General features: G+C 33.8%; 26 protein-coding genes and 1 tRNA gene. 6 read left to right on the top strand and 21 right to left on the bottom strand.

All coding sequences use genetic code 11. The features are described 5' to 3' along the window. Nucleotides 1-6 precede the first annotated feature (6 nt). The 9 genes from GTO82_RS01015 to GTO82_RS00975 all read right to left on the bottom strand — a co-directional run bounded on the left by GTO82_RS01015 (nt 7) and on the right by GTO82_RS00975 (nt 10,693). Complete coding sequence (locus GTO82_RS01015) at nt 7-1,320, bottom strand: C1 family peptidase (protein WP_180873462.1); 1,314 nt, start codon at nt 1,318-1,320, stop codon at nt 7-9. Nucleotides 1,321-1,425: 105 nt separating this feature from the next. Continuing rightward, a tRNA-Thr gene (locus GTO82_RS01010) sits at nt 1,426-1,498 on the bottom strand. 70 nt (nt 1,499-1,568) lie between these two features. After that, entirely contained in the window at nt 1,569-2,831 is a 1,263-nt protein-coding gene (gene tyrS, locus GTO82_RS01005) for a tyrosine--tRNA ligase (RefSeq protein WP_180873461.1), read from the bottom strand. Nucleotides 2,832-3,086: 255 nt separating this feature from the next. Further along, nucleotides 3,087-6,020: an LTA synthase family protein gene (locus GTO82_RS01000; protein WP_180873460.1), complete on the bottom strand. Its 2,934-nt coding sequence runs from the start codon at nt 6,018-6,020 to the stop codon at nt 3,087-3,089. Next, nucleotides 6,017-6,637 carry a glycerol-3-phosphate acyltransferase gene (locus GTO82_RS00995; RefSeq protein WP_180873459.1) on the bottom strand — a complete coding sequence of 207 codons (621 nt, stop codon included), beginning with the start codon at nt 6,635-6,637 and terminating at the stop codon, nt 6,017-6,019. The genes GTO82_RS01000 and GTO82_RS00995 overlap by 4 nt, the downstream gene beginning before the upstream one ends. Further along, nucleotides 6,637-7,746: an LCP family protein gene (locus GTO82_RS00990; protein ID WP_180873458.1), complete on the bottom strand. Its 1,110-nt coding sequence runs from the start codon at nt 7,744-7,746 to the stop codon at nt 6,637-6,639. The genes GTO82_RS00995 and GTO82_RS00990 overlap by 1 nt, the downstream gene beginning before the upstream one ends. Nucleotides 7,747-7,875: 129 nt before the next feature. Then, nucleotides 7,876-8,757 carry an aldose 1-epimerase family protein gene (locus tag GTO82_RS00985; protein WP_180873457.1) on the bottom strand — a complete coding sequence of 294 codons (882 nt, stop codon included), beginning with the start codon at nt 8,755-8,757 and terminating at the stop codon, nt 7,876-7,878. A gap of 287 nt (nt 8,758-9,044) precedes the next feature. Then, on the bottom strand, nt 9,045-9,908 hold the full coding sequence (locus GTO82_RS00980; RefSeq protein WP_180873456.1) for a GRP family sugar transporter: 864 nt from the start codon (nt 9,906-9,908) through the stop codon (nt 9,045-9,047). A 71-nt stretch (nt 9,909-9,979) separates the two neighbouring features. Further along, nucleotides 9,980-10,693: a hypothetical protein gene (locus GTO82_RS00975; protein ID WP_180873455.1), complete on the bottom strand. Its 714-nt coding sequence runs from the start codon at nt 10,691-10,693 to the stop codon at nt 9,980-9,982. A 202-nt stretch (nt 10,694-10,895) separates the two neighbouring features. Here GTO82_RS00975 and GTO82_RS00970 point away from each other — a divergent pair, with 202 nt between their 5' ends. Then, nucleotides 10,896-12,251, top strand: coding sequence for a DHA2 family efflux MFS transporter permease subunit (locus GTO82_RS00970; RefSeq protein ID WP_180874063.1), 1,356 nt, complete (start codon nt 10,896-10,898; stop codon nt 12,249-12,251). A gap of 62 nt (nt 12,252-12,313) precedes the next feature. On the opposite strand, the gene GTO82_RS00965 is transcribed toward GTO82_RS00970, so the two are convergent. Both GTO82_RS00965 and GTO82_RS00960 read right to left on the bottom strand, forming a co-directional pair. Continuing rightward, nucleotides 12,314-13,246: a glycosyltransferase family 2 protein gene (locus tag GTO82_RS00965; protein ID WP_180873454.1), complete on the bottom strand. Its 933-nt coding sequence runs from the start codon at nt 13,244-13,246 to the stop codon at nt 12,314-12,316. 19 nt (nt 13,247-13,265) lie between these two features. Continuing rightward, entirely contained in the window at nt 13,266-13,703 is a 438-nt protein-coding gene (locus GTO82_RS00960) for a GtrA family protein (protein ID WP_004896037.1), read from the bottom strand. Nucleotides 13,704-13,886: 183 nt separating this feature from the next. On the opposite strand from GTO82_RS00960, the gene rpsN reads away from it, so the two are divergent. Next, nucleotides 13,887-14,144 (top strand): 30S ribosomal protein S14, encoded by a 258-nt coding sequence (rpsN, locus tag GTO82_RS00955; protein ID WP_003649568.1) that lies wholly within the window; start codon nt 13,887-13,889, stop codon nt 14,142-14,144. Nucleotides 14,145-14,623: 479 nt separating this feature from the next. Here rpsN and GTO82_RS00950 read toward each other — a convergent pair whose 3' ends face one another. The 8 genes from GTO82_RS00950 to GTO82_RS00925 all read right to left on the bottom strand — a co-directional run bounded on the left by GTO82_RS00950 (nt 14,624) and on the right by GTO82_RS00925 (nt 19,451). Beyond that, nucleotides 14,624-15,016 (bottom strand): hypothetical protein, encoded by a 393-nt coding sequence (locus tag GTO82_RS00950; RefSeq protein ID WP_180873453.1) that lies wholly within the window; start codon nt 15,014-15,016, stop codon nt 14,624-14,626. A 15-nt stretch (nt 15,017-15,031) separates the two neighbouring features. After that, entirely contained in the window at nt 15,032-15,295 is a 264-nt protein-coding gene (locus tag GTO82_RS09690) for a hypothetical protein (protein WP_260983166.1), read from the bottom strand. Between the two features lie 93 nt (nt 15,296-15,388). Then, the gene (locus tag GTO82_RS09685) at nt 15,389-15,742 is read right to left on the bottom strand and encodes a DUF6287 domain-containing protein (protein ID WP_260983165.1); all 354 of its coding nucleotides are present in this window, start codon (nt 15,740-15,742) and stop codon (nt 15,389-15,391) included. Between the two features lie 23 nt (nt 15,743-15,765). Next, complete coding sequence (locus GTO82_RS00940) at nt 15,766-16,395, bottom strand: hypothetical protein (RefSeq protein WP_180873452.1); 630 nt, start codon at nt 16,393-16,395, stop codon at nt 15,766-15,768. An 83-nt stretch (nt 16,396-16,478) separates the two neighbouring features. Beyond that, nucleotides 16,479-18,098, bottom strand: a complete 1,620-nt coding sequence (locus GTO82_RS00935; protein WP_180873451.1) for a hypothetical protein — start codon at nt 18,096-18,098, stop codon at nt 16,479-16,481. Nucleotides 18,099-18,303: 205 nt separating this feature from the next. After that, on the bottom strand, nt 18,304-18,567 hold the full coding sequence (locus tag GTO82_RS00930; protein WP_260983164.1) for a hypothetical protein: 264 nt from the start codon (nt 18,565-18,567) through the stop codon (nt 18,304-18,306). A 27-nt stretch (nt 18,568-18,594) separates the two neighbouring features. Next, complete coding sequence (locus tag GTO82_RS09855; protein WP_432759955.1) at nt 18,595-18,693, bottom strand: type II toxin-antitoxin system HicB family antitoxin; 99 nt, start codon at nt 18,691-18,693, stop codon at nt 18,595-18,597. A 65-nt stretch (nt 18,694-18,758) separates the two neighbouring features. Further along, nucleotides 18,759-19,451 carry a 2,3-diphosphoglycerate-dependent phosphoglycerate mutase gene (locus GTO82_RS00925; protein ID WP_014567005.1) on the bottom strand — a complete coding sequence of 231 codons (693 nt, stop codon included), beginning with the start codon at nt 19,449-19,451 and terminating at the stop codon, nt 18,759-18,761. A 161-nt stretch (nt 19,452-19,612) separates the two neighbouring features. Between GTO82_RS00925 and GTO82_RS00920 the strand changes: the two genes are divergently transcribed. The 4 genes from GTO82_RS00920 (at nt 19,613) to GTO82_RS00905 (ending at nt 22,726) form a co-directional block, all read left to right on the top strand. Further along, a complete protein-coding gene (locus tag GTO82_RS00920; RefSeq protein WP_180873450.1) occupies nt 19,613-20,035 on the top strand; it encodes a PAS domain-containing protein in 423 nt (140 codons plus the stop codon). A gap of 85 nt (nt 20,036-20,120) precedes the next feature. Beyond that, the gene (locus GTO82_RS00915) at nt 20,121-20,948 is read left to right on the top strand and encodes a DUF6612 family protein (RefSeq protein WP_180873449.1); all 828 of its coding nucleotides are present in this window, start codon (nt 20,121-20,123) and stop codon (nt 20,946-20,948) included. A gap of 20 nt (nt 20,949-20,968) precedes the next feature. Then, nucleotides 20,969-21,751 (top strand): DUF6612 family protein, encoded by a 783-nt coding sequence (locus tag GTO82_RS00910; RefSeq protein ID WP_180873448.1) that lies wholly within the window; start codon nt 20,969-20,971, stop codon nt 21,749-21,751. Nucleotides 21,752-21,763: 12 nt separating this feature from the next. Continuing rightward, on the top strand, nt 21,764-22,726 hold the full coding sequence (locus tag GTO82_RS00905; RefSeq protein WP_180873447.1) for a Gfo/Idh/MocA family protein: 963 nt from the start codon (nt 21,764-21,766) through the stop codon (nt 22,724-22,726). A 40-nt stretch (nt 22,727-22,766) separates the two neighbouring features. Here GTO82_RS00905 and GTO82_RS00900 read toward each other — a convergent pair whose 3' ends face one another. Together GTO82_RS00900 and GTO82_RS00895 are read right to left on the bottom strand one after the other, a co-directional pair. Then, the gene (locus GTO82_RS00900; protein WP_180873446.1) at nt 22,767-24,593 is read right to left on the bottom strand and encodes a monovalent cation:proton antiporter family protein; all 1,827 of its coding nucleotides are present in this window, start codon (nt 24,591-24,593) and stop codon (nt 22,767-22,769) included. Between the two features lie 86 nt (nt 24,594-24,679). Then, a complete protein-coding gene (locus GTO82_RS00895) occupies nt 24,680-25,507 on the bottom strand; it encodes a PfkB family carbohydrate kinase (protein WP_180873445.1) in 828 nt (275 codons plus the stop codon). Nucleotides 25,508-25,544: the final 37 nt, after the last annotated feature.

The raw sequence follows: 25,544 nt of genomic DNA, 5'->3' as shown, positions 1-25,544 counted from the left end.
CCTAGACTAAGCCATTGAATCCCAGCAAGGAACAGGAGTTGCTTCGCCTTCAGCAATTTTCACTAGTTTCTCTGGTAAATATTGCTTCTTAACTACAACTTTAAACAAATATTCGTCAAACCATTTATCATCCATGACAAAATAGCCTTTATCGCCAACTTTTGTTCCCCATGAGTTTTCTACTTTCCACTGACGAGGTTTACCATTCACTACATCTACTCCTACAAAGGTCATTGCATGAGTTGAACCACTAGCACCAGTCTGAAGACGTTCTTTTTTATTTAACTTAGTCTCAATACCAAAAATCGTATCAGTTTCATATAAATCAGCAGCTAAAATTCCCTTTTGGCGATCACTTTGCTTACCAACATCACAGCCAAACCAGATTGTTTCTCCATCTTTTAGCTGCTTAATTGCGGCTTCCTTAAGATTTTCAATCTTTGTATTCAAAAATCTAACTGGGCTACCGCCTTCAACATTATCTTCAAATGGAAAAGCGTAAAGCTTATCATACTCATGATCTGGAGCGTTAAATAGTACTACATAATCATCTAAGTCATCTTCAAAATAATTGTGGAAAAAGTCTAATGGAGTAATATTTTGGTCTAACTTGTAATTTCCATCATCATCTTTAAATTCTAGATCAAACTTTTGCACAGGTTGTCCAAAAGCAATTACAGCCATGCGGTAAATTTCACTTAAATATTCCTGACGTTTTTGTTCAATTTCATTAGTTTTACCAGCTTGAGCAAGTTTACGCAAAACTAGTCCATCTTCACGCAATTTCATATTCAATGCTTGATTAAAGGCAGCTGTATTATTAGCTATAAAACTTTCGTCTTGTGCATAAGTTGGTACCAAGCCATATTTTCTAATTAATGAAATAGCCATGTGCCATTGTCCACCATCAGTATCAGGTGCTTGTAAGTAAAAATGCACAGTACGATCATCCACAGGTTTATTCGCAGTTTCTAGAATATGATTAAAGAAAATATTCGCTCTTTCAATTCGATCCCAGAAGAAAAGGTAGCTTTGTGAAAAAGTAAAGTTCTTTGCATGATATTGCTTGGCAAACTTATGACGTAAAACATTCAAAGCCGCAAACAACCAACAACGACCTGATTGCTTTTGATCTGTCACATTATCAGTTGGAATTTCAATTGAGAAAGTTCGATTTAAATCACGGATACCTTCACCGTTGAAACTTGCTTTTTGCACACCGTTATTCACAACATCTAACTCAGCAATTTTATTTTGCTTATTTTGTTGATAATCTTGTTGAAATTTTGAAATTTCATCTAGCGTAAGTTCATGAGCCATATTAATTCTTCTTTCATAAATTATTTATACTATTTATAACAATTATAAAAAGGGATGACCTTTTTGACCATCCCTAGAATTTTTTTGTTACTAAATTATTCACTAAGCCGTTTCCCAGATTTGAACTGGGGACCTCCTCCTTACCACGGCGGTGCTCTACCTCCTGAGCTAAAACGGCAGATATCAATTTAATTATAACAAAAAGGACCAGGAACGTTTTTACATTCCTAGTCCTTAATTTTTATTTATTACTTAATTTTAACTAAAGTATACTTTCTCTTACCCTTACGGATAATTACATATTTTCCATCAAAATCACTATCTGGTTCGATGATAAAGTCAATATTATCTTGACGTTCGCCATTTACGTAAATCGCACCATTTTTAATGTCTTCACGTGCTTGACGCTTAGATGGTTCAATCTTAGTTTCAACCAAAAATTCTACGATATTCTTAGTTTCATGAGTTGCTTCAGCGCTTGGAGCATTCTTTAAAGCTTGTTCAATTTGAGGAACTGATAAACTCTTAACATTACCTGAGAATAATGCTTCGGTAATCATTTGAGCTTCTTTCAAGCCTTCTTCACCATGGACAAACTTAGTAACTTCTTCAGCTAATTTCTTTTGAGCAGCACGTTTCCAAGGTTCTTTTTCAGTCTTTTCAGCTAAATCTTCAATTTCTTCACGAGATAAGAAAGTAAAGTACTTGAGATACTTAATAACATCCCGGTCATCTTGATTGATCCAGAATTGGTAGAATTCGTAAGGACTAGTCTTTTCTGGATCAAGCCACACAGCTCCACCAGCAGACTTACCAAACTTAGTACCATCAGCCTTAAGCATTAATGGAATAGTTAAACCAAATGCTGGCCGATCTGCACCTTCAAGTTTGTGAATCAAGTCAATACCTGCAGTAATATTACCCCATTGATCACTACCACCAATTTGGAGTTGTACGCCATTATCTTTATTCAAATGGTAGAAGTCAATTGCTTGCAAAATTTGGTATGTAAATTCAGTAAATGAAATACCATTTTCTAAACGACTAGCAACAACATCCTTATTAATCATGTTATTAACTTGGAAGAACTTACCATAATCACGTAAGAAATCGATTAAATTTAACTTACCTAACCATTCCGCATTATTCTTAATTTCAAAGTTTTCTGTACCGAATAGTTTCTTCATTTGAGCAGTTAATTTTTCTTCATTATGTTTAACTTGTTCAGCAGTTTGAAGAACACGCTCAGTCTTTCTACCTGATGGATCACCGATTGAACCAGTACCACCACCAATTAAAATTACTGGGTGGTAACCAGCCATTTGGAATCTCTTCATAATCATGAAAGGAATTAGGTGCCCAATATGAAGAGAATCTCCGGTTGGATCAGTTCCGCAGTAAAGCGCTAAATCATCATGTTCTGCTAAGTACTTGCGCAAACCTTCTTCATCAGTTTCTTGATTAATAGCTCCACGCCATTTTAAATCTTCTAAAATATCAAATTTTGCCATAAACTTTCTCCTAACAAAAACGTCCCTAGACTTCTTTCGAAATCTAGGGACGACTAAATTACTTTATTAGCCGTGGTACCACCCACGTTTACGCCTAATGCGCCTTAAAATAGTTGATACGGAAACTACCCCACTGTGTACTTCGCTCACTTAACCTGCCTAGCTCACACCAACCGCTAGTTCTCTGAACACTGAATCAAGTTGCTACTTTTATTACCTATGATCATAAGGGAGAATGGCTATTTAGTCAACTGCTTATTTATAAAAGCCCTTAATCTTTAAGCTGTATCCTTTCCCTGCAGACATATCATATTGAATTAATTGATAATCCTTTAATAACTCTTTTTGTTTCTTAGTTAATTTCTTCTCAGAAACTTGCTTACCATTTTGATCGATTAATTCAAAGCCATCATCTCCAGAATAGTTAATAGTGATAGCAGGTAATTCTTGATAACTCTTAGTAAGCAACGCTTGATAAGCGGTTACTTTTGAATTAGTTTGCTCTAAAGCCATTGGAATAAAGGAAGCTGTTGAGACATATTTATTTGGTTTGATTTTACTCTTAGCACTATGCTCACGGGCATACTTATTTGAATAGATAAAGTAGTTCGTTGCATGTAATTTTACCGGATATTTACTTAATTGTGTCTGATCAATAATTGCTGGGTAGTGGTCACCATAAAATACAAGGGTAATTGGCTTATTGATTTTATCAATCTGTTTAATGAACTTTTTCACAGCTTTATCTGTATATTCAATACCTTTAGTATATGCAGCAAAACTATTTTTAGTATTTTCGTCAGAAATTAAAGACCCACTAACATTTTCTTTATATTCATTTGGAGAGTAATAATCACCATATGGAATATGGTTTTGCATTGAAATTAAATTGATAAACTGACCATCTTTTTGACTATTAATTTGTCGCAAACCATTTTGATAAGCTGTCTCATCAGATAAATATGGATTAGTTCCAATAGTCTTTTTATCATAAATCTTATACTTAGAGCCTAAGTAGGCAAATTTATTAAACTTAAAGCGACGATAATTATCAATTCGGCCATAGAATGTACCATTAAATGGGTGCAAGGCACTACTATACTTAAAGTCCATTCCAATTGTTGGATAAAACTTGTAACGAGATGTAACTTGCGTGTATGGCGTAATTGCAGTAGAAAATACTCCCATGTTAAATCCAGTTAAGGATTCATATTCCATATTTCCAGTTCCGCCACCATAACCAGCACTAAGCATGTGGCCAGAAGTAGTTGTTGTCATCAATTTCCGAATATATTTAATTGGATCACGAACATCATTAGAAATCTTAACACTTGGGAATTCTTTTGGATCTACAAAACTTTCGCTAAGATTAAAGACAAGCGTTTGATCACTTAACTTATTCTTTCTCGTCTTATTAATACTTACAGCTTCATTTTGATATTTTTCAACAACCTTTTTTACAGAACTTTCTGAATAGTTAGTTGGCTTATCCATAATTGGTACTTTAATAAAGTCTAGAAAAGTCAGAATTGAACCATTAGCTCCTGTACTATCAGGTGGATTTCTAAAGTTAGGACTATTATCAAAACCTTTTGAAATATAATAGATCGATGAATTTTCATCATTAAACCATAATGGTGTAATTAAAACTAAGAGGCTAATAACCAACTCTATCCAACTTGATTTTTTACGCTTAAGGTTAATTGGAAACTTCTTTTCTAAAAAGACAATTAAAACGATTAGGACAGCTAATCCAATTAGAATATAGATTAAATTGTTTGTCCCCATCATTGGAATTAAAGTCTTCCAATTAACAATTTCTCCAATCTCTGTTGGATAAACGGGCTCTTCTCTCAAGCTCATTTTAATGCCATTAGCAATCGCAATTCCTAAGCCCAAAATAGTTGGAATACTTGCTGCTACCCAGAAGTGCTTGGTAATTACATAAAAGACTTCAAAACATGCTAGAAGAAAAATACTAGACAAAATAACAGTTCCAAGTCTACTGGTAAAAATATAAGTCAAGGTAACGTTAACATTACTCTTAAATGTAAAGAAACCAATAATACTTACAACCATAAAATATGCAAAGAGACATATTATTGGCCTATGCTTCTTAAGGAAATTCAAGCCGCTGTTTAATAAATTAAGAAGATCATCCAAGTCTGTGCCAGCAAATTTATCTAAGAAGTTTTGAACATGTTTGTTTGAAAGAACAAATCTATTAAAAATAAAATTAATAATAAAACTTGCGACTAATAGGGAAAGAATTAAGAGAAGAGTAACTTTTTTGCTAACAGGAGCAAGTAATAATTGAAGCTTTTCTTTCCATAAAGTCATTCCATAAGCAGTTGTCCCAAAGATAATTGCAGGAATTAAGATAGAGAAGACTTTATGCGATACCCCTACCAACCATTTTCTAAAAAGCAATCCACCAGTTACTACAAATAAGATCATTAATGGTGATGACGGACTCATTAACAAGCTCGTATTCCATGACATATTCATCTGGGTGAAGACAACAGCTTGTGGAGTCTGAATCGGTATTAATTGAATAGTGAAATAATAAACTGCTGGAAGCAAAAGTACTGTCGCAACTGTTAAACCAGCTATTAACTTTTTAGATACAGTAATTTTTGAAATAAGCATTCCCCAAGCAAAAGGCAATACCAAATAGAAACCAAAAATACTGTAACTAGTTAAAAGTGAATTACCTGCACTTAGGGTAAAGATCAAAATTGTAATTGTAGTTAACAACAAAACATTTTGCTTAGTACTCAACCTTTTTTGCAGCCTAAAGATAAAAGGCTGAAAGAAGAGAGAAATGATAATTCCACTAAATAAAGCTGAAGTACTTGTCAAAACAGGAAAGAAGATTCCCCACAGGTTCCAAGCAGAGAAAAATTGCGGCAAGGAAATAACGAACACTAGATAAAAGATGACTAAGGTAATTACTCCTTCAAGCCAACTTTTAACTGTTTCCTTAAAGCTGTATTCCTTGTCACCATAGCTCATCCCATACCAAACCATCACAGCTAGCTCTACTAAACCAATCATTAAACCAATTTTAGCTCGGCCAGCAACAGTTGCCGGATTATAGTTCCAAAAGCCTAAGGTTTGAATTAATATTCCCAGCAGTAAAACTATCAGTAAAATCCACTGGATTGTCTTTTTCAATGCTGATTTCATTTATATATCCCTAACTTTTTCTTAATTGTGACTAATACGTCCACGCGCTTACCATGACCAGTAAAGAAATCAACAATATCTTTTCTAAATTGAAAAATCATGATTAATGTGGCAATTAAAAAAATCAATCCCTGTTTCCAGCCAAAATTAATCCAAGTAAAAATACTGAATCCTAACATATAGACCAACGGTGGAATAGTAAGGTTCTTCATAATAATGACTAAAAATAGGCCAATTAATAAAGCAATCAGGCCCGCTCTCCAATCAAAAAAGACAATCCACAAAGCAGTAACTGCCACTCCTTTACCACCCTTAAAATGATTCCAAAATGGGAAGGAATGTCCTAAAACCACTCCAAGCCCGGCAAAAGACAAATCTAAACGATTACCATGATAGATAAAGTAAACAATGAGCAGAGCAGCTAAAGTTTTAGCTAAATCACCAATACAAGTCAGAATACCCCATTTTTTACCAAAAACTGCTCCAACATTAGCCGTTCCTGGATTACCAGAACCGTATTTAGTCGGATCCTTATGCAAAAATATTTTTGTAACAATCATAGCAAAAAGGATATTTCCGAGGAAATATCCTATTGCTAGCGAGACAAATTCATCCATTAGTACGCCCTATCTCCATTCCATAATTCATCCGTATACGGATCATATATGTAGTATACCTGATTAGAGTTACCACTGTTCCAATCAAATTGAGAATTCATTGAATTTTGATAAGTTTCATTATTATCAATATCCATCGAATCTAACCCAAGATCATTTCTCACAATATTTGACGTTCTTTGTAATTCCCTATCAGACATTACTTGGTACGAAGCGTCTCCAATCATTGCGCCTACACCATGCAAGTAGTCACTAGACATATTGTTAGTGCATTTACGATAGTTTTTACTAATCTTAACCATTGAATCAAAAGTTAAATTTGTCCTCAGGCTAGTAGACACTGAACCTAAAATTGAATCTAAATTTTTGAGAGTATCAAAGGATAGTGCATGCTCTAAAACTGACATAATGACCTCACGCTGTCTCAATTGACGACCGTAATCTCCCTTAGGATCGTCATAGCGCATTCTAGAATAAGCTAAAGCTTGACTACCATTTAGATGAACTGTTTTTCCTTTAGTAAAGGTATAGCCATTATAAGTAAAGGTTAGTGGCGGCGTCACGGTAACGCCACCAACACCATCAACAATCTTTTGCATGCCACCCATATTCATCGAAATATAGTACTTTATTGGCACATTGAGCACTTTACTTGTGGTCTGCATTGCCATCTTCGCACCGCCAATATTATAAGCGGCATTAATTTTATGAACACTAAAGTTTTCAGTTCCAATCATACGTGCCATTGTATCACGCGGAATAGACATTAAAGATAATTTCTTCTTGGCTGGATTAACAGTCATTAAGATCATCGTATCAGAATTACCACGAACTTCTTTTCTGCCAAAGGCTCCTGTATCAGTTCCTAATAAGAGAATGTTGAATGGCTCTTTACCATAAAAGCTATCTTGTTTTACAGCTGTTTTGGGATCATAAGTTTTATCAAAAGCATTTTTCGCTTTTAAATATACGGAACCTGCATAAATTCCAAGTCCTAAAAACAAAACTAAAATTATCCCAATAATAATTTGGAGCTTTTTTTTCTTATTATGTTTTTCTCTGTTCAACTCAACTCTTGAATGAATAGGTTCTTGGGGCTTCTTATCCATAATATTCTTTCTCAAACTTTCTTAAAACAAGGATATTATAGCAAAATTACATTCTTAAAACTTAATTATGACAAATCTTAACTAATTAGTAAAAAAAGAGGAAAACTTTATTGCTTCCCTCTTTCTATCTTATTTTAAAGTAATTGTGGTTGAAAAATGTGTGTTTTCTTCTGGTTCTAATAAGTTATTTCCTTCTTTTTTCATCCAATCAGTTAATTCATCACTTTTAATATCAGGTAGTCCTGCAAATGGTTCCATACATAAGAATTTAGCTTCTGGATCTGTCATTGTCCAAAGTGCTACATATGGAAAATCTTCTAAAGTTAAAGAAATCTGATGATCGGATTTCGCACTTGATAATTCAATTCCGGTTAATCCAGGATTGTTAATAATAATCAACCCATCATCAAATTCTGAATATGATAAAGGTAATGTACTCTTTTCTGCCTTAGGTACTGGAATAACTTTACCATTTCTAAATGGAATAGGATCAATTTGGAATTGAGTTAATTCTGTAACTTCTGGACTTAATGTCACTTCATAATCAGAAAATTCTAATTCATCTCCAGCGATTGGAACATTGAATCCCGGATGGAAACCAAGACCGAAAGGCATCGTTTCTTCTGAATTATTTTTAACTAAAAATTCTACCTTTAATTGATTAGCCTCTAACGTATAAGTAACCATTAGACTAAAGTGAAAGGGATAAACAGTTAAAGTTTCTTCATTTTCAGTTAAAGTCAAACTTACTCTGTCATCCCCCTTGTCCACAACTGTCCAAGGATAATCACGTGCAAAGCCATGTTGCTTCATTTCATATATTTTTCCATTTAAAATATATTTATTGTCATTTGATTTTCCGATTGCCGGAAAAAGAATCGGAGCATGTCTTTCCCATTCACTCCCATTCCAGATATAGTCGGCATTCGTAGTCTTATCAACTACATGAGTAAGTTGAGCGCCGACCTCATTAATTTCAACCTTTAATTGGTTGTTTTCAATTGCTAGCATCCATTGTCCTCCTAAACAATTTCGACCAATCCCGTTTTGAAAATATCACGCCACACTCAATATGTCAACTGTAAGCGATAACATATAGTTTATTATTGAATTTATTATTTCTTTATTTGTTATATAACTTGAGAAATTCTTTATTTCTTAGCACACGCTTGTATTTAACTTGACTTTTAATTTAGTTCTAATACAATTAAAAGTGTTCTAATACTAAAAATAATTTAAGAATTAGGACAAGTTGATACAAAGAAGGCATCCCAGACGTGGGATGCCTTTTTTATTCGTTAGAATAATGTAGTTAACATTGCACCGCCAATAATTAAAATTAGGCCTGCAATGGTAAAAATCAAGCCGTTGCGAGTTTTCTTTTCGTGTAAGAAAATCAAGCCACCTAAAGTAGAAATCACTACACAAAGTTGTGAAATAACGAAAGCCATGTTAACTCCGTTATCTTGAACAGAAAGAATGTAAGCTAGTGCAGCAATTGCATAAAGAATACCTGCTCCACCACTTTGAACTGTAGATTTTTCTTTCCAAACATGTAAATTCTTAGTAACCAATGTATAAATAAATACAGCTACTAACATACCAAAGGTTTGACCAAAGAAAATAGAAACGCTGTTTCCGTGTAAAGCCTTTGGAATAGAACTTGAAGTAATGTATCCAAGTGAAGTTAAAACAAGCAAGATGATAGTACTTACTTGATTAGATTTGTTTCCTTCGCTTGTTCCACGGTCAGTTAATGAAGTTAAAACAACCCCAATAATCAAAACTAAGATTCCAATAAAACCGTACAGCTTAGCTTGAGGGCTGCTCCACTCACCAAAAGCAAGCACACCAACAAGAGGAACCCCGATTAATTGCAAACCGGTAGAAATTGGCATAGTTTCAGAAACACCAATTTTTTCATAAGAAATATATTGACCAACTTGACCAATTACCCAGCAGGCTCCTCCTAATGCAGAAAGCAAAAAGAGGGACCAGCTCATTGTTGGATGCATAATTGCCATTACAATTGCTCCGAAAATAAATGAAGCGGCAACAGTACCAACAATCTGATTATAAACTGTACTATTCTTTACACTTGCAATAACTAAGGGCATAAGTCCCCAGCCAATTGCTGGTAAAAACAAATAAACATATTTCATAATTTTGTATCTCTCCTAAACTTTTAAACAATTAATTCTATCAAGGATCGATACAGTCTGACAAGAGCTAATTATGAAATCCTTTTCTTTTTCATTAAAATTCTATTACTCCGCCAAACTAAAATAAGTAAAATTACCTCTCCAATTAAAGGTAAAAAGATAATATTTAAAGACGTTGCACTTGCAAATAGCATATGCAAAACAACTGCTACTAAAATCATAATCCAGGAAGTCCATCTTCTAAACCATGGTTGCCAAATACTTCCGGCTAAGACCAAATAATATACACAAAGAACAAAGCCCAAAATAAGTAGCCAAGTTTGCCCTTGTACTGTAAAGATTTCAGCTCCCATAAGAGCTGCAAAACCGCTAATATAGGCTAAATATGCTAAAACTAGCATCATTACAAGTCTAATGATTAAAAGCTCACTATTTTTATGCTTCATGACTAAATTATTTTTGAAAATTACCATTCCAACCCAAGTTAATAAAAGCAATGCAATCACTAGACCAATAGTAAAATTCATCGCCATTTGATTAGTCATAAAAAACACAATAATTAAAATCAAACCTAATTCATAGTAAAAATTAAGTGCAAAAATACTGCTCTTTAGTTCCATTGGTAGCCACAGTAAAACTATTGCAACAATAAAAAAGATAGCACACCTACCTTTGAGTCCTTGATCAACTAGAGCATAGTTAGGTACATAGACCAAAACAGCAGCTAAAACTCCTAGAAGAGATAGAGCAATCTTTATCCAAATATCTTTTGTTAATTTTTTCATTCGTAAATTCTCCCTTGTTCAAATTATCGCACTTTTCAAATTTAGAATCTTCAAAAAAATTACTTACGAGAAAAAATTTTTTCTGTTAGTATGATCAGCGACGCTTTTTTAGAAATTAAATACAGGAGGAATTTTTTTGGAAGAAGTACAATCACAAACACGTCCTGAATTAAAGCCATTGACTTTTGTTGCCCATCCCTGGATGGCAATGGCTGCGCTAATGATTGGAGCCTTTGTAGGGATGTTATCTGAGACATCGTTAAACATTGCTTTGCCACAATTAATGGACGCTTTTCATGTCGGAAGCGGCACTATTCAATGGCTCGTTACTGGCTATATGTTAATTATTGGTATTATCTTGCCACTTTCAAGTTTACTTACTAAGTGGTTTACAACTCGACAATTGGTTATTTCTGGTCTATGTGCTTTCTTATTTGGAGCGATTATTTCTGCTTTAGCACCTAGTTTTGAAATTTTACTTTTGGGAAGAATGATTCAAGGAGTCGGAACAGGTATTGTCTTACCGTTAATGTTTACTGTCGCAATGCAAATTTTCCCGCCTAATCGTTTAGGAGCAGCAATGGGTGTTTGCGCTATGGTAATTATGTTAGCTCCCGCAATCGGACCAACAGTTACTGGTTTAATCTTAGCCAAATTATCTTGGAATTGGATTTTTTGGATGTTCGTACCATTTTTAGTAGTAGCAATTATTTTTGCTTTTACTTCATTAAAAAACACAACTGAAATTACTAAGCCTAAAATCGATTATCTTTCTATTATTGAATCTGCCATTGGTTTTGCCAGTCTAGTTGCTAGTGTTAGCTTAGCCTCTGACCTAGGTTTGACTTCACCACTTGTAATAGGATTATTTATTCTAGCAATTGTTGTTTTGGTACTTTATGTTCATCGACAACTTATGTTAGAAAATCCAATTTTGAATTTAAAAATATTTTCTATTCCACAGTTTCGAACTGGTGCCCTGTTAGTCATGATTGATTTTGGCATTATTTTGTCCGCAATGTATCTATTGCCACAATTTATCCAAAATGGGCTTTCAATTGCTGTTGCGCTTACCGGTATCATCATGCTTCCAGGCGGTATTATCAATGCTTTAACATCTGCTATCGCTGGTCGAATTTATGATAGTCAAGGTGCTAAGAAACCTACTATTTTAGGTTTTATTATTGCTTTAATCGGTGCTCTAATGCTTGCCTTAGCTACACCAACTGCTCCAGTTTGGTATATTATTTTAGCTCAGATCATTCTAATGATTGGTTGTCCCTTAGCTATGTCGCCTGCCCAAACTTATGCTCTAAACGCGATTCAAGGACCAGAATCTGCTGATGGTTCAACAATCATGAATACCCTTCAACAAATTGTAGGTGCGATTGCGACTGCCGTTGCAACTATTCTATTAGCTGCAGGCCAAAACACCATCGCTGGCTCCAGTGCTGTTAAATTCACTAATGGTACTCACTACGGCTTTTACTTCACTCTAGTTTTAATTGTAATTGGATTATTATTAAGCCTAACTATTAAAGAGGATCAACACTCTTAGATTTTAATATTTCTCATCAAAAAAAACCGAAGCTCCACGTGAACTTCGGTTTTTTGTCATATTTATTTTTTCTCTTTAATAATATAAATTGGTCGATTTTTAACTTGAATATATACCCTACCAATATATTTACCTAAAATACCAATGCAGAGAAGTTGCAGGCCACCCAGTAGCAATATAATGCATACCATTGAAGCCCAACCAAAAATGCTTGAACCTGGGTAAAGCACACGACGGATAATTACTGCTATCAATCCAATAAGTGATAAGATAAACGATCCTGTACCAATCCAGACAGCTAAGTTAAGTGGAGCTTGAGAAAAGTCAGCAATCCCATCCATGGCATATTTGAATAACTTCCAAGTGTTCCAGTCACTTTCACCAGCAACACGTTCAACGTTGTGATAGTCTAAATACTTGGTCTTAAAACCAACCCAAGAGAAAATACCTTTTGAAAAACGGTTATACTCAGGCATATCCAAAACTGCGTCTACCATTTGACGAGTCATCATTCGGTAGTCACGAGCTCCTGGTACGATTTCAGTATCAGAGATCTTATTAACTACCTTATAGAACATATCACTTAGGAATGACTTAAATTTAGCTTCTCCGGTACGATCCACTCTACGGGTTCCGATACAGTCGTATTCTCCCGTTTTAATTAGATCATACATTTGTGGTAAGAACTTAGGAGGATCTTGTAAGTCAACATCCATTACAACTACATAGTCTCCAGTTGCTGCTTGAAGTCCAGCGTAAAGAGCAGATTCCTTACCAAAGTTTCTTGAAAAGGAAACAAAGTGTACATGCTCGGGATCCTTCTTGCGTAGTTCTTTAATTTCTTTTAGGGTATTATCCTTTGATCCATCGTTAATAAACCAATATTCTGGTTCTAGATCGGGAATAGTATCCATTACTTTATTCACTGCGGGATAAAAAAGTGGTACAGATTCCTCTTCATTATAACAAGGAACTATAATTGATAATTTTTTCATACTTTAACAGTCTTTCTTATTACTTTCTAACGTCTACTTTTGGTTTAGTAGTTTTAATTTTTCTAAAGGTAAGTAACTTATTAATTACAAATTGTATCAAGGTAGCGATAAATGTAGAAACAGCCTTTACAATCAATTGATTATAACCAAGTTGAGTTACAAAAATAAATAGGCAGACAGTTGTAAACAAAGTTGTGATTTGTCCTACTAAATAATAGGAGATAAATCTTACTAATAATTTATCGTGAACCTTAAAGTTAAGAAAACTATTCCAGAAAAAGTTGTTGATCAACCCACAAGATGATGAAATAAAATTAGCTACTTCGACTTGCATCTTAAAGTGAGTTAGAATGGCAAAAATTCCAAAGTCAACACCTAATCCTAACACACCAATTAATACATAAATTATTAACTGTCGCAAGTCTTCATTATGAAGTATTCTTTTAAAAATACCCACGGCTTATTTTCCCTTCTTTAATCAATCATTACTTATTTTAAACTAATTCTTTTTAAAATACTTTCTTTTTGACAAATTATTAATAATTTAATACAATATGCTTACTTTAAGTTAGCTCAAATTAGTCATTCTTTATTCTTAATTAAACTATTTTTTATATTCTATATTCGAAAGGAAAGATATATGGCAAAAAAATCCAAAATCGTTAAAGCTGCTAAACAGCGTGAATTAATCAAGAAATACTATGAATTAAAAGAAGCTGGTGACGTAGAAGCATTAGCAAAATTACCGCTTGATGCTCACCCAACTCACTACCATAACCGTGATTTACATGATGGTAGACCACATGGTTATATGCGTAAGTTTGGTATGTCACGTTTACGCTTTAAAGAATTAGCACACAAGGGACAACTTCCTGGCGTGCGCAAAGCTAGTTGGTAAAATTATAAAACTAGTTCTTAGTTAAATCAAAATTTAAACATATAGTCACACTTTAGACATTCCTGATGGAATGTCTTTTTTTGTGTTTAATACTACAAATTCTCAATTCATATTTTGATATAATTTTTATTAGGCTTTTATAGATAGCTAATATAAGAGCTTAGTAACTTTTCATGGCTCTACACCCCTCACATATATTTTAGGTTACGGAGGTGGAAGCCATGATAATTTGGATAGGCTGGAGTGTTGGTGTGCCTTGATAATAGCTGCTATTGCTATCGGCATTGTCTTAAACGCATTGGGTATTTTCCTAATCCGTGCAGCAATTGCTTATGCAATAACAAAAAAGGCTAATCACAAGGATTAGCCACACACTCAGTCATCTTAAGTTACGATTGGAGATAGAGACTCGCACTCTCTATCTCCTTTTCTTTTACAATTATATAAGATTTTGAATGAGATGTCATCATTAATATATTTTAGCTTTGTCTGGTAAATTCAATATTTTTGAGGATACCGAAAATATCACCAGCAATTGATTTTACTTTAAAAGATTTTCGATCATCGGCTAACTTAGCACGCATAATTACTTCATCATCTTCATTTTTTATTTTTAAATCATTACCAGACAATTCATAAGTATCATTTTCTGATGTCGTACCATTTGTCATCTTTACTTTTTTATCATTAGAAAATTCTAGTTTTGTTTTTGAGGTCACTCCTAAAAATGTTGCTTGGTTGGTATAAGTTCCATCTAAATGATGCGATCTATAATTACTCCATCCAATTAAGGAGATAATTGCTACCAGAATTATTACCGCAACTACAATCCAGTTTGCTTTGTTTTTCTTTAATTTTTCGTAGTTATGCATTTAGTGACCTCTTTATTATTCTTTCTCAAAAACCATGGTTGTACTCATTCCGCTTCTCCAAAATACAATTAAGTTCTTTGAAGATGGAGCCTGTTTTTCGCCATTAATTGTAAAATCAGTAGAACCTGCTGGATAAAATGAAACTGACCAGTTAATTGGAGCATCCCCATCTAAGGCGCCCGTCAAACTATTCTGCGTTTTTTGGAAGGTTAAGGGATGTAAATCATCGTTATAACTTAATCCATCTTTATTCACGACTACTTTATCGCCACCAACCATTTGGATTGCATCTGAGGTTACAGATAAAGTAATTGGATTTTCAGTATTTACCTTGTCTTCTCCATCATCTCGAACAACAATTTTTGTGGATTTTCAGGTTCCAGCTAAGCTGCTATAGTTTCCTTGCTCAATCTGATCAAAATTCATCTTGTCATCACTGTTATTGCTTTTAGCAGTATTTTTTGTTTCTTTTTCAGATTTATTATTTGATTGCTTTACACTAGAGCTACTTTGACTCTTATTAGCCGAACTAGAGCTAGAAGATTGTGCATTATCCATTTCTTCTGTATTCTTTTTAGACTGACTGCTTTGATTCGAGCTCCTTTTAGTAGAAACTACTGAACTTTTCTTACTATCATGGTTTCCACTACTTGTATTTTGATTACTACAGCCTGCTAATAAAAGTGTCGACAATATTCCTGCTGTAATTAATGCTTTCTTTTTCATTACTTATCCAACTTTTCCCTAATTTAATTAACGTGATGGTTTATTGTTCCACTAACTTCAACTTTTCTAGGACGGGTAGAGTTAACCGCACTAACTGTTGAAGCCACTGCAGCAATTTTAGCACTTCTAGCTGTATCTTCTTGAATAGCCTTAATCTGTTCTTGGATTGCCATTTGATTTGCTCGATATTGTTGCGTTTCAAGCAGGTTAAAAGCTTCTTGCAACGTAGTTGCTCGGTTTTCACTTACTAACTTCCATAGAAGATATACATCTCCATAATTATAGAACTTTTCAGGGAAGCCGTTTTTCCCGTTTTGATACACTGGATTATTTAATTCTTCATTAAGCTTTACTTGATCTTTAACTATTTGCTCATTAAGTGGCTTAATATACTTAAAATATTTAAAAATCATTAAGCCAGCTGGTAAAATTGACCCAACCAAAGCATCTCCCCAAGAGAAAAAATCACCCGTTTGATTGTTCAAGCCTACTATAACTGCTAAAATCCAAAGAAAGATAATGGTTTTACGCCACTTTCTCTTTGCATTTTCTGGTCTATTTTTATCATCAGACAAAGTTTGTTGAGCTTGTGCAACACCAGCGGTTTCCATTCTTTTTTGGTCAAGGTAATTTAATAATTCATTTCTATCCATACTTTTATTCTTCCTATTACTCATAAAAAAAGCATATTCGATTGGGAATATGCTTTTATAGATACTAATTTTTTAACTATTAATTAGTCGTTCTTTCTCTTCTTACTTGCACCTAAAGCACCTAAGCCAAGAGAAGCAATTGACAAACCAGCTAAACTTGCAAATAAGCTAATCTTTTCGTCAGTTCCGGCTTGTGGTAATTTGTTTTCGGTAGCTTTTGCTTGTGAGCCCTTTGTTGCAGCAGCTGGTGTAGTAGAAGTAGTACCAGCGTTAACTTTGCTGTTTAAAGCAACAACATGAGCATCACTTGCTTTAGCAACTGCATCAGCAGTCTTTACTTCATTTGAAGCATTCTTTGCTGGAGCAACAACTTTAATATCAGTAGTCTTTTCAGTTGCAGCTTTAGTATCATTCTTAACTACACTTGCAGTATTTTCAGTAGCTTTGTTTTTGTTCTTAACTACGTCAGTGATCTTAGTATTTGAACCTTCATTCTTAGCTACTGGAGTCTTAGTATCAGAAGTAGTCTTTGATGAAGTAGTTGAAGACTTACTTTCAGTAGTTTGGTTAGTATTTGATGATGATGTGTTTGAAGTGCTTGTAGTTGATTGATCTTTCTTTGAAGTAGTGTCGTTTGTTACTTTTTCAGAAGATTGATCCTTCTTTGTATCAGTTGTTGATTGGTTCTTGTTGGCAGAAGTATTTTCGTCTGATTTGATATTGTTGTTTCTGTTGTAGGCATCACGATCAATTTTAATTAATTCTGGGTTTATTACATATGATGCAGCTGTTGGAACAAAAGGATTAGTATTAAATAATACCCACTCTTTGTCTTTCTTTACATTTCTTGCAACTAATTCTGCTAATTTATTTACGTAATCATTTGATTGATCTTTGTAGTCTGAATTTCCTATGGCAGATACATAGTCTCCCTCATTACCACGAAAATCAAATAAAGTTGCTAAATATGGAAATGAAACTGTGTTATAAATACCTTCAAGTGTCTCTAGGTCAATATTATAATTTGGCTTGATTTCAGATGCTGCCGGTATAGCTATATCTTTTATAGAATCACGGGCATCCTTTTTTGCAGTTGGTAAGTAAGAAGTATTTTCATTTAAAGCAGTATCAAGGTAATGATCTACTTTTTCTTTTGCATTTTTTAATTGGGTGCCAACTTTATTCCAATCCACATCCTTATCATCTAACTTTTCTGAGTTAGGATTGGTTAAATTTTCTAGGTACATGGTAGGTCGTACCTCACCCATAGACACAAATGGTGAGTCATATGTCGAAGTGGTGTTGCGCTCATTCTCATCTTTTTGATCCATATATTTTGAATATAAATCTGTCGTTTCTTGCTCAAGTGCTTCTTCGTTAGGCACCTTAATATTTGAGTCTTCACCAAAAGAATGTTTAACTGCCGCAATATTAAATTTATCAGAATCTTGGGTTAATTCTTTATTATCAGGCTCTGATTTTGTAGACGTCTCTTGATTATTTGCTTGATCATTTTGGGTTTGTGCACTAGCAACATTTAACTTACTACTATCAGCATTAACTGTGTTTTGCTTAACTTCTGTGCTATTAGCATTGTTATTATTTACTGCTTGTACATTGTCAGCTTTAGCAACATTTCCATTAAGCGCAAATGTTCCAGCTGCAAACAAAGCAGACATCAACATTGTTGTTCTTTTCTTCATTTTACATCCTCTAAACAAAGTAATAAATAACAGTTTATACAAAGGTAGTTTAACCCCCCCATTTTCAACTAAGTCAAGCCTTTTCACACAATTCGTTGTATTTTTTAGACCGCTTTAATAACTTTCCCTTTATACCAGCATTTTCCAAAAATAAAAAAATTCCAAAACTCATCATCAATTGATAGAATTTCGGAATTTTTTATTATTAATAATTCAATTTTTCTCTAAGGGCTTCTGTTAATACTTTGGAAAAATTAATTTTCTTTTTCTCAGCTTGGAGAGCTAGCTTAGCAGGTACAGTTACATTTTTTCTAACAGTTTTTTCAAAATTAGCTGCTGATTTTGTTAGATCAGTTGATACTAATGCAACAAAAGCACCAGGCTCCTCTATTTTAATTTCAGCAGGATAAGTCATTTTTGGCAATTTCTTTTCATCAAACAAAATTGTTCCCAAAGCATCTGCTGCCATTTCAAAAGCATCTTTTAGTCCATGTCCTTAAGTAATGGCTCCCTTAACATCGGGAAAACTAATAAAGTAAACATTATCTTCAATTGGTTTAAAGATTGCTGGATATGTTACAATTCTTTCTTTCATGTCTATCCCTCCCAACAAAAAAGCCCCGACTTTCGTCGGAGCTTCTTTTACTCAAGAACTAAAAATTAGTCGTCAAGTTTTTCTTTGTTAACAACATCTAACTTGTCATCAAATGTGTAAACAACTGGTTCACCAGTCTTCATTTCTAAGTCCATGATGTCATCGTCAGAGATGTTTTCAATGTACTTAGTTAAAGCACGAAGTGAGTTACCGTGTGCAGCAATAATAACGTTCTTGCCGTCAAGTAAATCTGGAGCAATGTGATCTTCCCAGAATGGCATTACACGGTCTAAAGTAACGTGTAAGTTTTCTGCCTTAGGAACGATATGTGGATCAAGATTTGCGTAACGACGGTCATGTGCTTGACTGTATTCGTTATCGTCATCAATAGCTGGTGGCAAAACATCGTATGAACGACGCCAAATGTGAACTTGTTCGTCACCGTATTTTTCAGCAGTAGCCTTCTTGTTTAAACCTTGAAGAGCACCGTAATGACGTTCGTTTAATCTCCAAGTCTTAGTTTCTGGAATCCAAAGTTGGTCACTTTCTTCAAGTGCGTAGTGCAAAGTCTTGATAGCACGAGTTAATAATGAAGTATAAGCTTGATCAAATTCAAGACCGTGTTCCTTAATTAAACGACCAGCCTTCTTAGCTTCTTCAACACCTTTTTCTGAAAGGTTTACATCAACCCAACCAGTAAATTGGTTAGAAAGGTTCCATTCACTTTGACCGTGACGAATTAAAACTAATTTCGACATGAACTGTATCTCCTTTAAAATTCAATGTTTCACTAACTATTTTACACGCTTATTCAAAATTTTCATAGGAATTACGAAAAAAAGCTTGATTAATTCACAAAATATTTAATGTTAAAATAACAATGGATATATTAATTTTGATGAATTGGAAGTATTTAATTATGGAAAATATCAAGTTAGATGGTGGGCATCTCTCACTTGAACAACTAAATGCGATTTTTAAAACAATTCCACAAGAAATGGATGTTTTAGATGAAAATGACCGCGTTGTCTGGTCCTCTATGAATGAGAATCGCCTTTTTAAGCGTACTGAAAAAGATATCGGTAAAACTGTTTTTGAAGTGCATCCCGGCCACAGTCAAAAGCATGTTAAAGAAGTCCTAGATCAAATGCACACCGGCAAGCGTAAAAGCATTTCAATCATGATTACCAAAAATAAACAACCAATTAACATTTCCTTCTATAGTCTTCATAATGAACATGGTAAATATATTGGCTGCATTGAAGTAACCCAAGCAGTAAGTAACTTACAAGTTAAAGGCGGTAAATTACGCAATATTTTAAATGTCCTTAAAAAGCACTAAAGTTAAGCTCTTAGAATGCTTTTTTCAGCCAAAAATAGAGTAAAATAAAATAAGATAGATACATTTATTGGGGGAATATATTTTTATGAAGAAAAAATTCAGCTTCCTAATTTTATTGGGAGTCATCTTAGTTTCTTTAACTACAGCTTGTTCAAATAAAAGCAGTAAACAAACAAAGAGTACTGGACCTTCTGCAAGTTCATTAATCAATGCAAAATTTAATTCTAGCTTTGCTAACGGTCACTTCACTCAAACTACTAATTCTAATGAAATGAACCAAAAGTCAAAATCAGAGGGTTTATTCAAAGACAAAGGTGATGTAACTAACCTTACTTATACTTTAACTCAAAAGAAGAAATCTCAAACTGAACAAATGTGGCTTACCAAGAACGATATGTACTTACTTTTAGAGCAAAACAAGGGTCATTGGATTAAAAACTCAATTGATGCGGATAGCTTTGATTCAGACCAAGTAAAAGAAAGATTCGATCCTGCAACTTTTAAGAAAATTAATAAAGCTTTTGCCAAAAAAGCCACTGTTCAAAGAAAAAATGGAAATTATGAAATTAGTTTCGATGGTACCGACGCCAACCTATGGAATGCTGTCAACCCTTTAATTATTGATGCCATGAACACTCCTGGTTCTCAAAACATGCAGGTAGCCCGCTTAGTAAAATCAGCTCAAGTTCAAAATCTTAAGATCACTTATTTAATTGATCCAACTACCAAAAATGTCGAATCATTGACCTTTAAAGCTCAATACACTGCTGGCGGAAAATATAACTTCACTTGGAACTTAACTTACGACCAATTAGGTCAACACAGTGATTTAGCCGTTCCTTCTGACATTCAAAAGAATGCAATTAGTGCTGAAGACATCAAGAAAGCACAAGAAGAACAAAATAATCAATAATCATTTAGAAAGATACACTGATGGAAAAAAATAAAATCAAAAATAAAAAGATTATTTTTTCTAACAATCAAGGCGGCAAAATTGCCGCTTTAATTTTAGGTATTATTATCCTAATCGTAGTAGTCTGGGGCGCAATTATTGCATTTAATAAGCCAAGCGTCAAAGATGCATCAACTACAGCAGCTGATACCCAAATTACAACTGCACGCGTTAACGTCAAAACCACTAATACAAAGTCAAAGATGTATTCAAATTACGTCGTCGGTCCAAATAATGCTATCCATATCACGATGAAAAGCGTTCCTAAATCTGATACTAATTCTGAGTTATGGGGTAACAAAGACTATGTTTACCACCGTGATGGCACCAAACAATGGAACTACATTAAACAAAATGCCATCTTTAGTGAAGTTTATTCAGGCTATAAAAAACTTTATACCGCACATGATTTCACCCAATTTTCTGATGATGCCTTTAAACATATGACACTTAAATCTAATGGATTTAACGGTTATGTTATTTCCTATAAGGGTGATAATAGTGACGTAATTAAAAGTATGCAAAAAGCGACTACTGTCGCTCTCACTAGCGATCCACAATCAACCAATATTAAAAATATTGATGTACGAATTTCGATTAATCGAAAAAAACAACTAACTGATATGTATTATAAAGTTACTTATAATACTAAGAAAGAAGGTACTCTCACCTTACATCTTTATGACATTAACAAAGTTAAAAAGTTAACCGTACCTTCCTCAGTTACTAAAAATGCTAAAAAATTAAATTTTAAACTTAATTAAGGAGGTTTTATTATGAAACTAGGTATTATTGGCTCAGGAAAAATTGTTCATGATTTTCTATCAATTGCTGATCAAATTCCAAATCTTGAACTTACTGCTCTTTCAACTACGAAAAGAAGTCATCAAATTGGTCTTGAATTGCAAGAAAAGTACAATATTTCAAAATTATATCAAGACAACACTGACCTATTTAATGATGCTAATGTCGATACTGTCTATGTAGCTGTTCCAAATAGTTTGCATTTTAGTATTGCCAAGGCCGCATTAGAAGCAGGAAAAAATGTCATTTGTGAAAAGCCATTTGTTGCTACAACTGATGAAGCACGCGAATTAAAAGAAATTGCTGATAAAAACCAAGTAATTATTGTTGAGGCGATCACTAACATTTATCTAGAAAACTTTAAATTCATCGAAGATAACTTAGCTAAAGTTGCCCCAATTCATGTTGTTAATCTTAATTACACTCAATATTCAAGTCGCTATGATGCTTTCTTAGAAGGGGATATTCAACCAGCTTTTGATCCTAAAAAAGATGGTGGAGCGCTAATGGATTTAGGTATCTACAACTTACACATTATTATTAAATTATTTGGTAAGCCAGATTCTGTTAACTACTTCCCAACTATTCAAAAAAATATTGATACTTCTGGCATCCTTCACGTGGGCTATTCTGACAAACAAGCTAGTTCAATTGCTGCTAAAGATAGCTTTTCACCTAATGTCAGCACCATTGAAGGTGAAAAAGGTGCACTCATTATTTACGGCCATCCTAATGAAATGCCAAAGGTTGGCATCCAATTACGAGGAGAAGAGCCGAAAGTTATTAACCACAACAAGCATTCTCATCGAATGATTGCTGAATTTATCGAATTCACTAAGATTATTGATCAACATGATTTTACAGCTGCTGATCAAGCCTTTACCCACAGTCTAAATACCCTAGCTATTTTACAAGAAGCAAAAAAGCAGCGTTAACAAAAATGACAGGACTAAAAATCCTGTCATTTTTTTATATTTAATTCTTTCTACCCAATTCTTCTCTAATTCTTTCTGCATCTTCACCTTTAGCTGTAAAAATTAGATGATCTCCTACTTCAATGATTGTATTTCCGTGTGGCACTAGCCATTTACCATTTCGCCAAATTCGACTAACAGTCATTTGCTCAATAAAGTCTAGATTCATCAGTTTCTGACCAGCATACTTATGATTTCTAACCGTTACTTCAAACAAACCATTCTTAGTATCGGTTAAAATTCTCAAAATGAAAGGTGATTCAATTAGAGCTCGTAATACAGAAGTCTGAACATTGAAAATATTGTAAATTTCAATTTTTTCACTGACTAATTTCTTAATAGTTTCAGGCTTTGGCCTCTCTTGACTAGCAATAACTCTTTGCACACCATGCTCTTTTGCTAAACGGGCAATTTTACGATTTAGATTATCTTCAATAAATCCAGCTACTAAAATATCACAGTCAAAGACACCGGCTTTTTCTAAACACGCCTCTTCTAAGCTATTAATTAATTTCAAATTAGCAACTTTACTCTTATAAGTATCATAGTTTTCTTTTTTATGGGTTACTAACAATACATCATACCAATTATCATGAAGCTCTTGGGCAACAGGCACCGTCATTACATTGGTTCCCATCATGACAACTCTTTGCTTAATTTTATCTTCTTTAGTTAATTTAAAGAGCGAATTAAATAGAATTGGTCCTAAAATACATACGACCACTGCTGCCAAAATAAAAGCATCTGATTGAGTTTCAGTAATTGCATTTAACTTACGAGCAACCTCTAAAGTTGGAAGTACAATCGTAATTGTAGTCATAATTAAAAACGTGCCTGCAAGACTATTACGTTTATTGAAATTTCGTGTATAAACCAAAAATATAGGCAATTTGGCTAAAAGTAAGAATAATACTAAAACTGGGATCAACATTAAAGCATTTGGATTAGCAAGAAGTGACTTCAAATCCAGCTTAACACCAGTAGTAATAAAGAAAATTGGAATGAAGAACCCATAACCAATAGAAGTTAATTTATCCATTGTTGCTTCACTTGGTTCAAGTAACTTCATAACCATCCCAGCTAAGAAGGCACCTAAAATATTTTCTGCCCCTACACGTTCTGCAACTGTTACTAGGGTGAATATTAAGAAGAAGGCCAATCGAATATCCAGTTGAGTAGTTGCTTTAGATATCTTATTAAACCATTGATATGGTTGTTTAAATCGTCTCAATAAGATAATTGCTACTAGGAAAAGCAGAACAATAAGCCATAATCTTCCAGCATTCCCACCGTTAATTGAAGCATAAATAGTCAACAGCAATAAGGGAATTACTTCCCCTAGAACGGCTGTTAATAATATAGTTTGCCCAATCGGTCGAGATAAGATTTCTTTTTCTTTTAGAGTGGCAATTACCACCCCTAAGGCTACAGTCATAAAAATAATCATAGCCAGCATGACATCATTAAATAGACCGATTAATTTTAGAATATAAGCTAAAGCAAATGCCGATATTGTAATAGTAGTAAAGGCAATAATTGCTATTCGTGCTGGATTAATTTTACTCTGTTTAGACTCAGGTAAATCCTTCTTTTTAAAAAGATCAAAATTAATTTCCATACCTGATAAAAACATCAGCAAAATCACACCTAAATCTGATAGAAGCGATACACTGCTTGTGATTTTTATGGTATCTAATAAGCTTTTTCCCAGAATTATTCCAGTCACAATCTCAGCAACTGCCGTTGGTATAGCATTAATTCTAAATCGCGCCATAACGATTGGAATTACTAAAGCTGCTAAACTAACAATAAATATAGATAGATCCACTTTTCTTCCCCTTATAGTAAATTTAGTACCATTATACTAAAAAACAACAAAAAATAAGTCGGATTTTATAAGCCAACTTATTCTATTTATTCTGCTTCTTCAAAGGTAATTCTTCTAGCAATAACTTGTTTTTGAAGTGCGGGTGTTGTTCTGAAATCAGTAAGCCATTTACTTTGAGCCGTATCACTTCCTGCAGCAATTGCATCAGCTAAATTTCTAACAGGAGTGTATCCTTTAAGCATCCCAGCTAAGAACGTTCCAAGTAAGGCATCTCCACTACCACTACTATCAACTTCTTCAATTTCAGGCGCATGTGCCATTAAAGCATCCATCATATTAACAATTGCAGCACCATTTGCACCTAAGGATAACAGAACATGTTGTGCTCCTCTAACTACTAAATTATGAGCCATATCAATTAATTCTTTTGAAGTTACTTCCTTGTCATCTTTTTCGAACCAATGCTTTAATTCAGTTTCATTTGGTTTAATTAATAATGGATTCATTGGCAAGATATCAAGTACGTTTTCATAAGGCACATCCACTACCAAGGCAGCTGCTCTTTGATCAGCAACTTTAGCCAAATCAGTTAGATAAACTGGATCTATTCCCTTAGAAAAGCTTCCGGCAATTACTAAAATGTCACCAGCTTTTAGGACTTTCAAATAATCCAATAATTTTTGTTGGTTTTTAGCAGTAATTTTAATTCCACGAGTTTGTTCAATAAATTGATTCTCAATCTCAGCTTTATCAAGCTCTTCTGCTACTTGTTCTACATTTTTGTGATTTACAATTCCAGTCGCAATGGAATCAATACCTAATTTTTTTAAAATAAGCGAAATATTAATTCCTTTACCTACTACACTTTCACTAGGATCTAGGGTTACTGTATAAATCAAAATTATATCCTCCATGCTTTTTTCATAGTTTATTATAAGACAAAAAAGACAT

The organism is Lactobacillus johnsonii (genome assembly GCF_013487865.1).
Lineage (GTDB): Bacteria > Bacillota > Bacilli > Lactobacillales > Lactobacillaceae > Lactobacillus > Lactobacillus johnsonii_A.
This window is presented reverse-complemented; position numbering and strand designations above follow the sequence as displayed.

What these genes read in the sequence shown, in the direction of transcription:
- GTO82_RS01015 (WP_180873462.1), bottom strand. Translation starts at nt 1,320, where the DNA reads ATGGCTCATGAACTTACGCTAGATGAAATTTCAAAATTTCAACAAGAT.
- tyrS (WP_180873461.1), bottom strand. Translation starts at nt 2,831, where the DNA reads ATGGCAAAATTTGATATTTTAGAAGATTTAAAATGGCGTGGAGCTATT.
- GTO82_RS01000 (WP_180873460.1), bottom strand. Translation starts at nt 6,020, where the DNA reads ATGAAATCAGCATTGAAAAAGACAATCCAGTGGATTTTACTGATAGTT.
- GTO82_RS00995 (WP_180873459.1), bottom strand. Translation starts at nt 6,637, where the DNA reads ATGGATGAATTTGTCTCGCTAGCAATAGGATATTTCCTCGGAAATATC.
- GTO82_RS00990 (WP_180873458.1), bottom strand. Translation starts at nt 7,746, where the DNA reads ATGGATAAGAAGCCCCAAGAACCTATTCATTCAAGAGTTGAGTTGAAC.
- GTO82_RS00985 (WP_180873457.1), bottom strand. Translation starts at nt 8,757, where the DNA reads ATGCTAGCAATTGAAAACAACCAATTAAAGGTTGAAATTAATGAGGTC.
- GTO82_RS00980 (WP_180873456.1), bottom strand. Translation starts at nt 9,908, where the DNA reads ATGAAATATGTTTATTTGTTTTTACCAGCAATTGGCTGGGGACTTATG.
- GTO82_RS00975 (WP_180873455.1), bottom strand. Translation starts at nt 10,693, where the DNA reads ATGAAAAAATTAACAAAAGATATTTGGATAAAGATTGCTCTATCTCTT.
- GTO82_RS00970 (WP_180874063.1), top strand. Translation starts at nt 10,896, where the DNA reads ATGGCAATGGCTGCGCTAATGATTGGAGCCTTTGTAGGGATGTTATCT.
- GTO82_RS00965 (WP_180873454.1), bottom strand. Translation starts at nt 13,246, where the DNA reads ATGAAAAAATTATCAATTATAGTTCCTTGTTATAATGAAGAGGAATCT.
- rpsN (WP_003649568.1), top strand. Translation starts at nt 13,887, where the DNA reads ATGGCAAAAAAATCCAAAATCGTTAAAGCTGCTAAACAGCGTGAATTA.
- GTO82_RS00950 (WP_180873453.1), bottom strand. Translation starts at nt 15,016, where the DNA reads ATGCATAACTACGAAAAATTAAAGAAAAACAAAGCAAACTGGATTGTA.
- GTO82_RS09690 (WP_260983166.1), bottom strand. Translation starts at nt 15,295, where the DNA reads ATGGTTGGTGGCGATAAAGTAGTCGTGAATAAAGATGGATTAAGTTAT.
- GTO82_RS09685 (WP_260983165.1), bottom strand. Translation starts at nt 15,742, where the DNA reads ATGAAAAAGAAAGCATTAATTACAGCAGGAATATTGTCGACACTTTTA.
- GTO82_RS00940 (WP_180873452.1), bottom strand. Translation starts at nt 16,395, where the DNA reads ATGGATAGAAATGAATTATTAAATTACCTTGACCAAAAAAGAATGGAA.
- GTO82_RS00935 (WP_180873451.1), bottom strand. Translation starts at nt 18,098, where the DNA reads ATGAAGAAAAGAACAACAATGTTGATGTCTGCTTTGTTTGCAGCTGGA.
- GTO82_RS00930 (WP_260983164.1), bottom strand. Translation starts at nt 18,567, where the DNA reads ATGGCAGCAGATGCTTTGGGAACAATTTTGTTTGATGAAAAGAAATTG.
- GTO82_RS09855 (WP_432759955.1), bottom strand. Translation starts at nt 18,693, where the DNA reads ATGAAAGAAAGAATTGTAACATATCCAGCAATCTTTAAACCAATTGAA.
- GTO82_RS00925 (WP_014567005.1), bottom strand. Translation starts at nt 19,451, where the DNA reads ATGTCGAAATTAGTTTTAATTCGTCACGGTCAAAGTGAATGGAACCTT.
- GTO82_RS00920 (WP_180873450.1), top strand. Translation starts at nt 19,613, where the DNA reads ATGGAAAATATCAAGTTAGATGGTGGGCATCTCTCACTTGAACAACTA.
- GTO82_RS00915 (WP_180873449.1), top strand. Translation starts at nt 20,121, where the DNA reads ATGAAGAAAAAATTCAGCTTCCTAATTTTATTGGGAGTCATCTTAGTT.
- GTO82_RS00910 (WP_180873448.1), top strand. Translation starts at nt 20,969, where the DNA reads ATGGAAAAAAATAAAATCAAAAATAAAAAGATTATTTTTTCTAACAAT.
- GTO82_RS00905 (WP_180873447.1), top strand. Translation starts at nt 21,764, where the DNA reads ATGAAACTAGGTATTATTGGCTCAGGAAAAATTGTTCATGATTTTCTA.
- GTO82_RS00895 (WP_180873445.1), bottom strand. Translation starts at nt 25,507, where the DNA reads ATGGAGGATATAATTTTGATTTATACAGTAACCCTAGATCCTAGTGAA.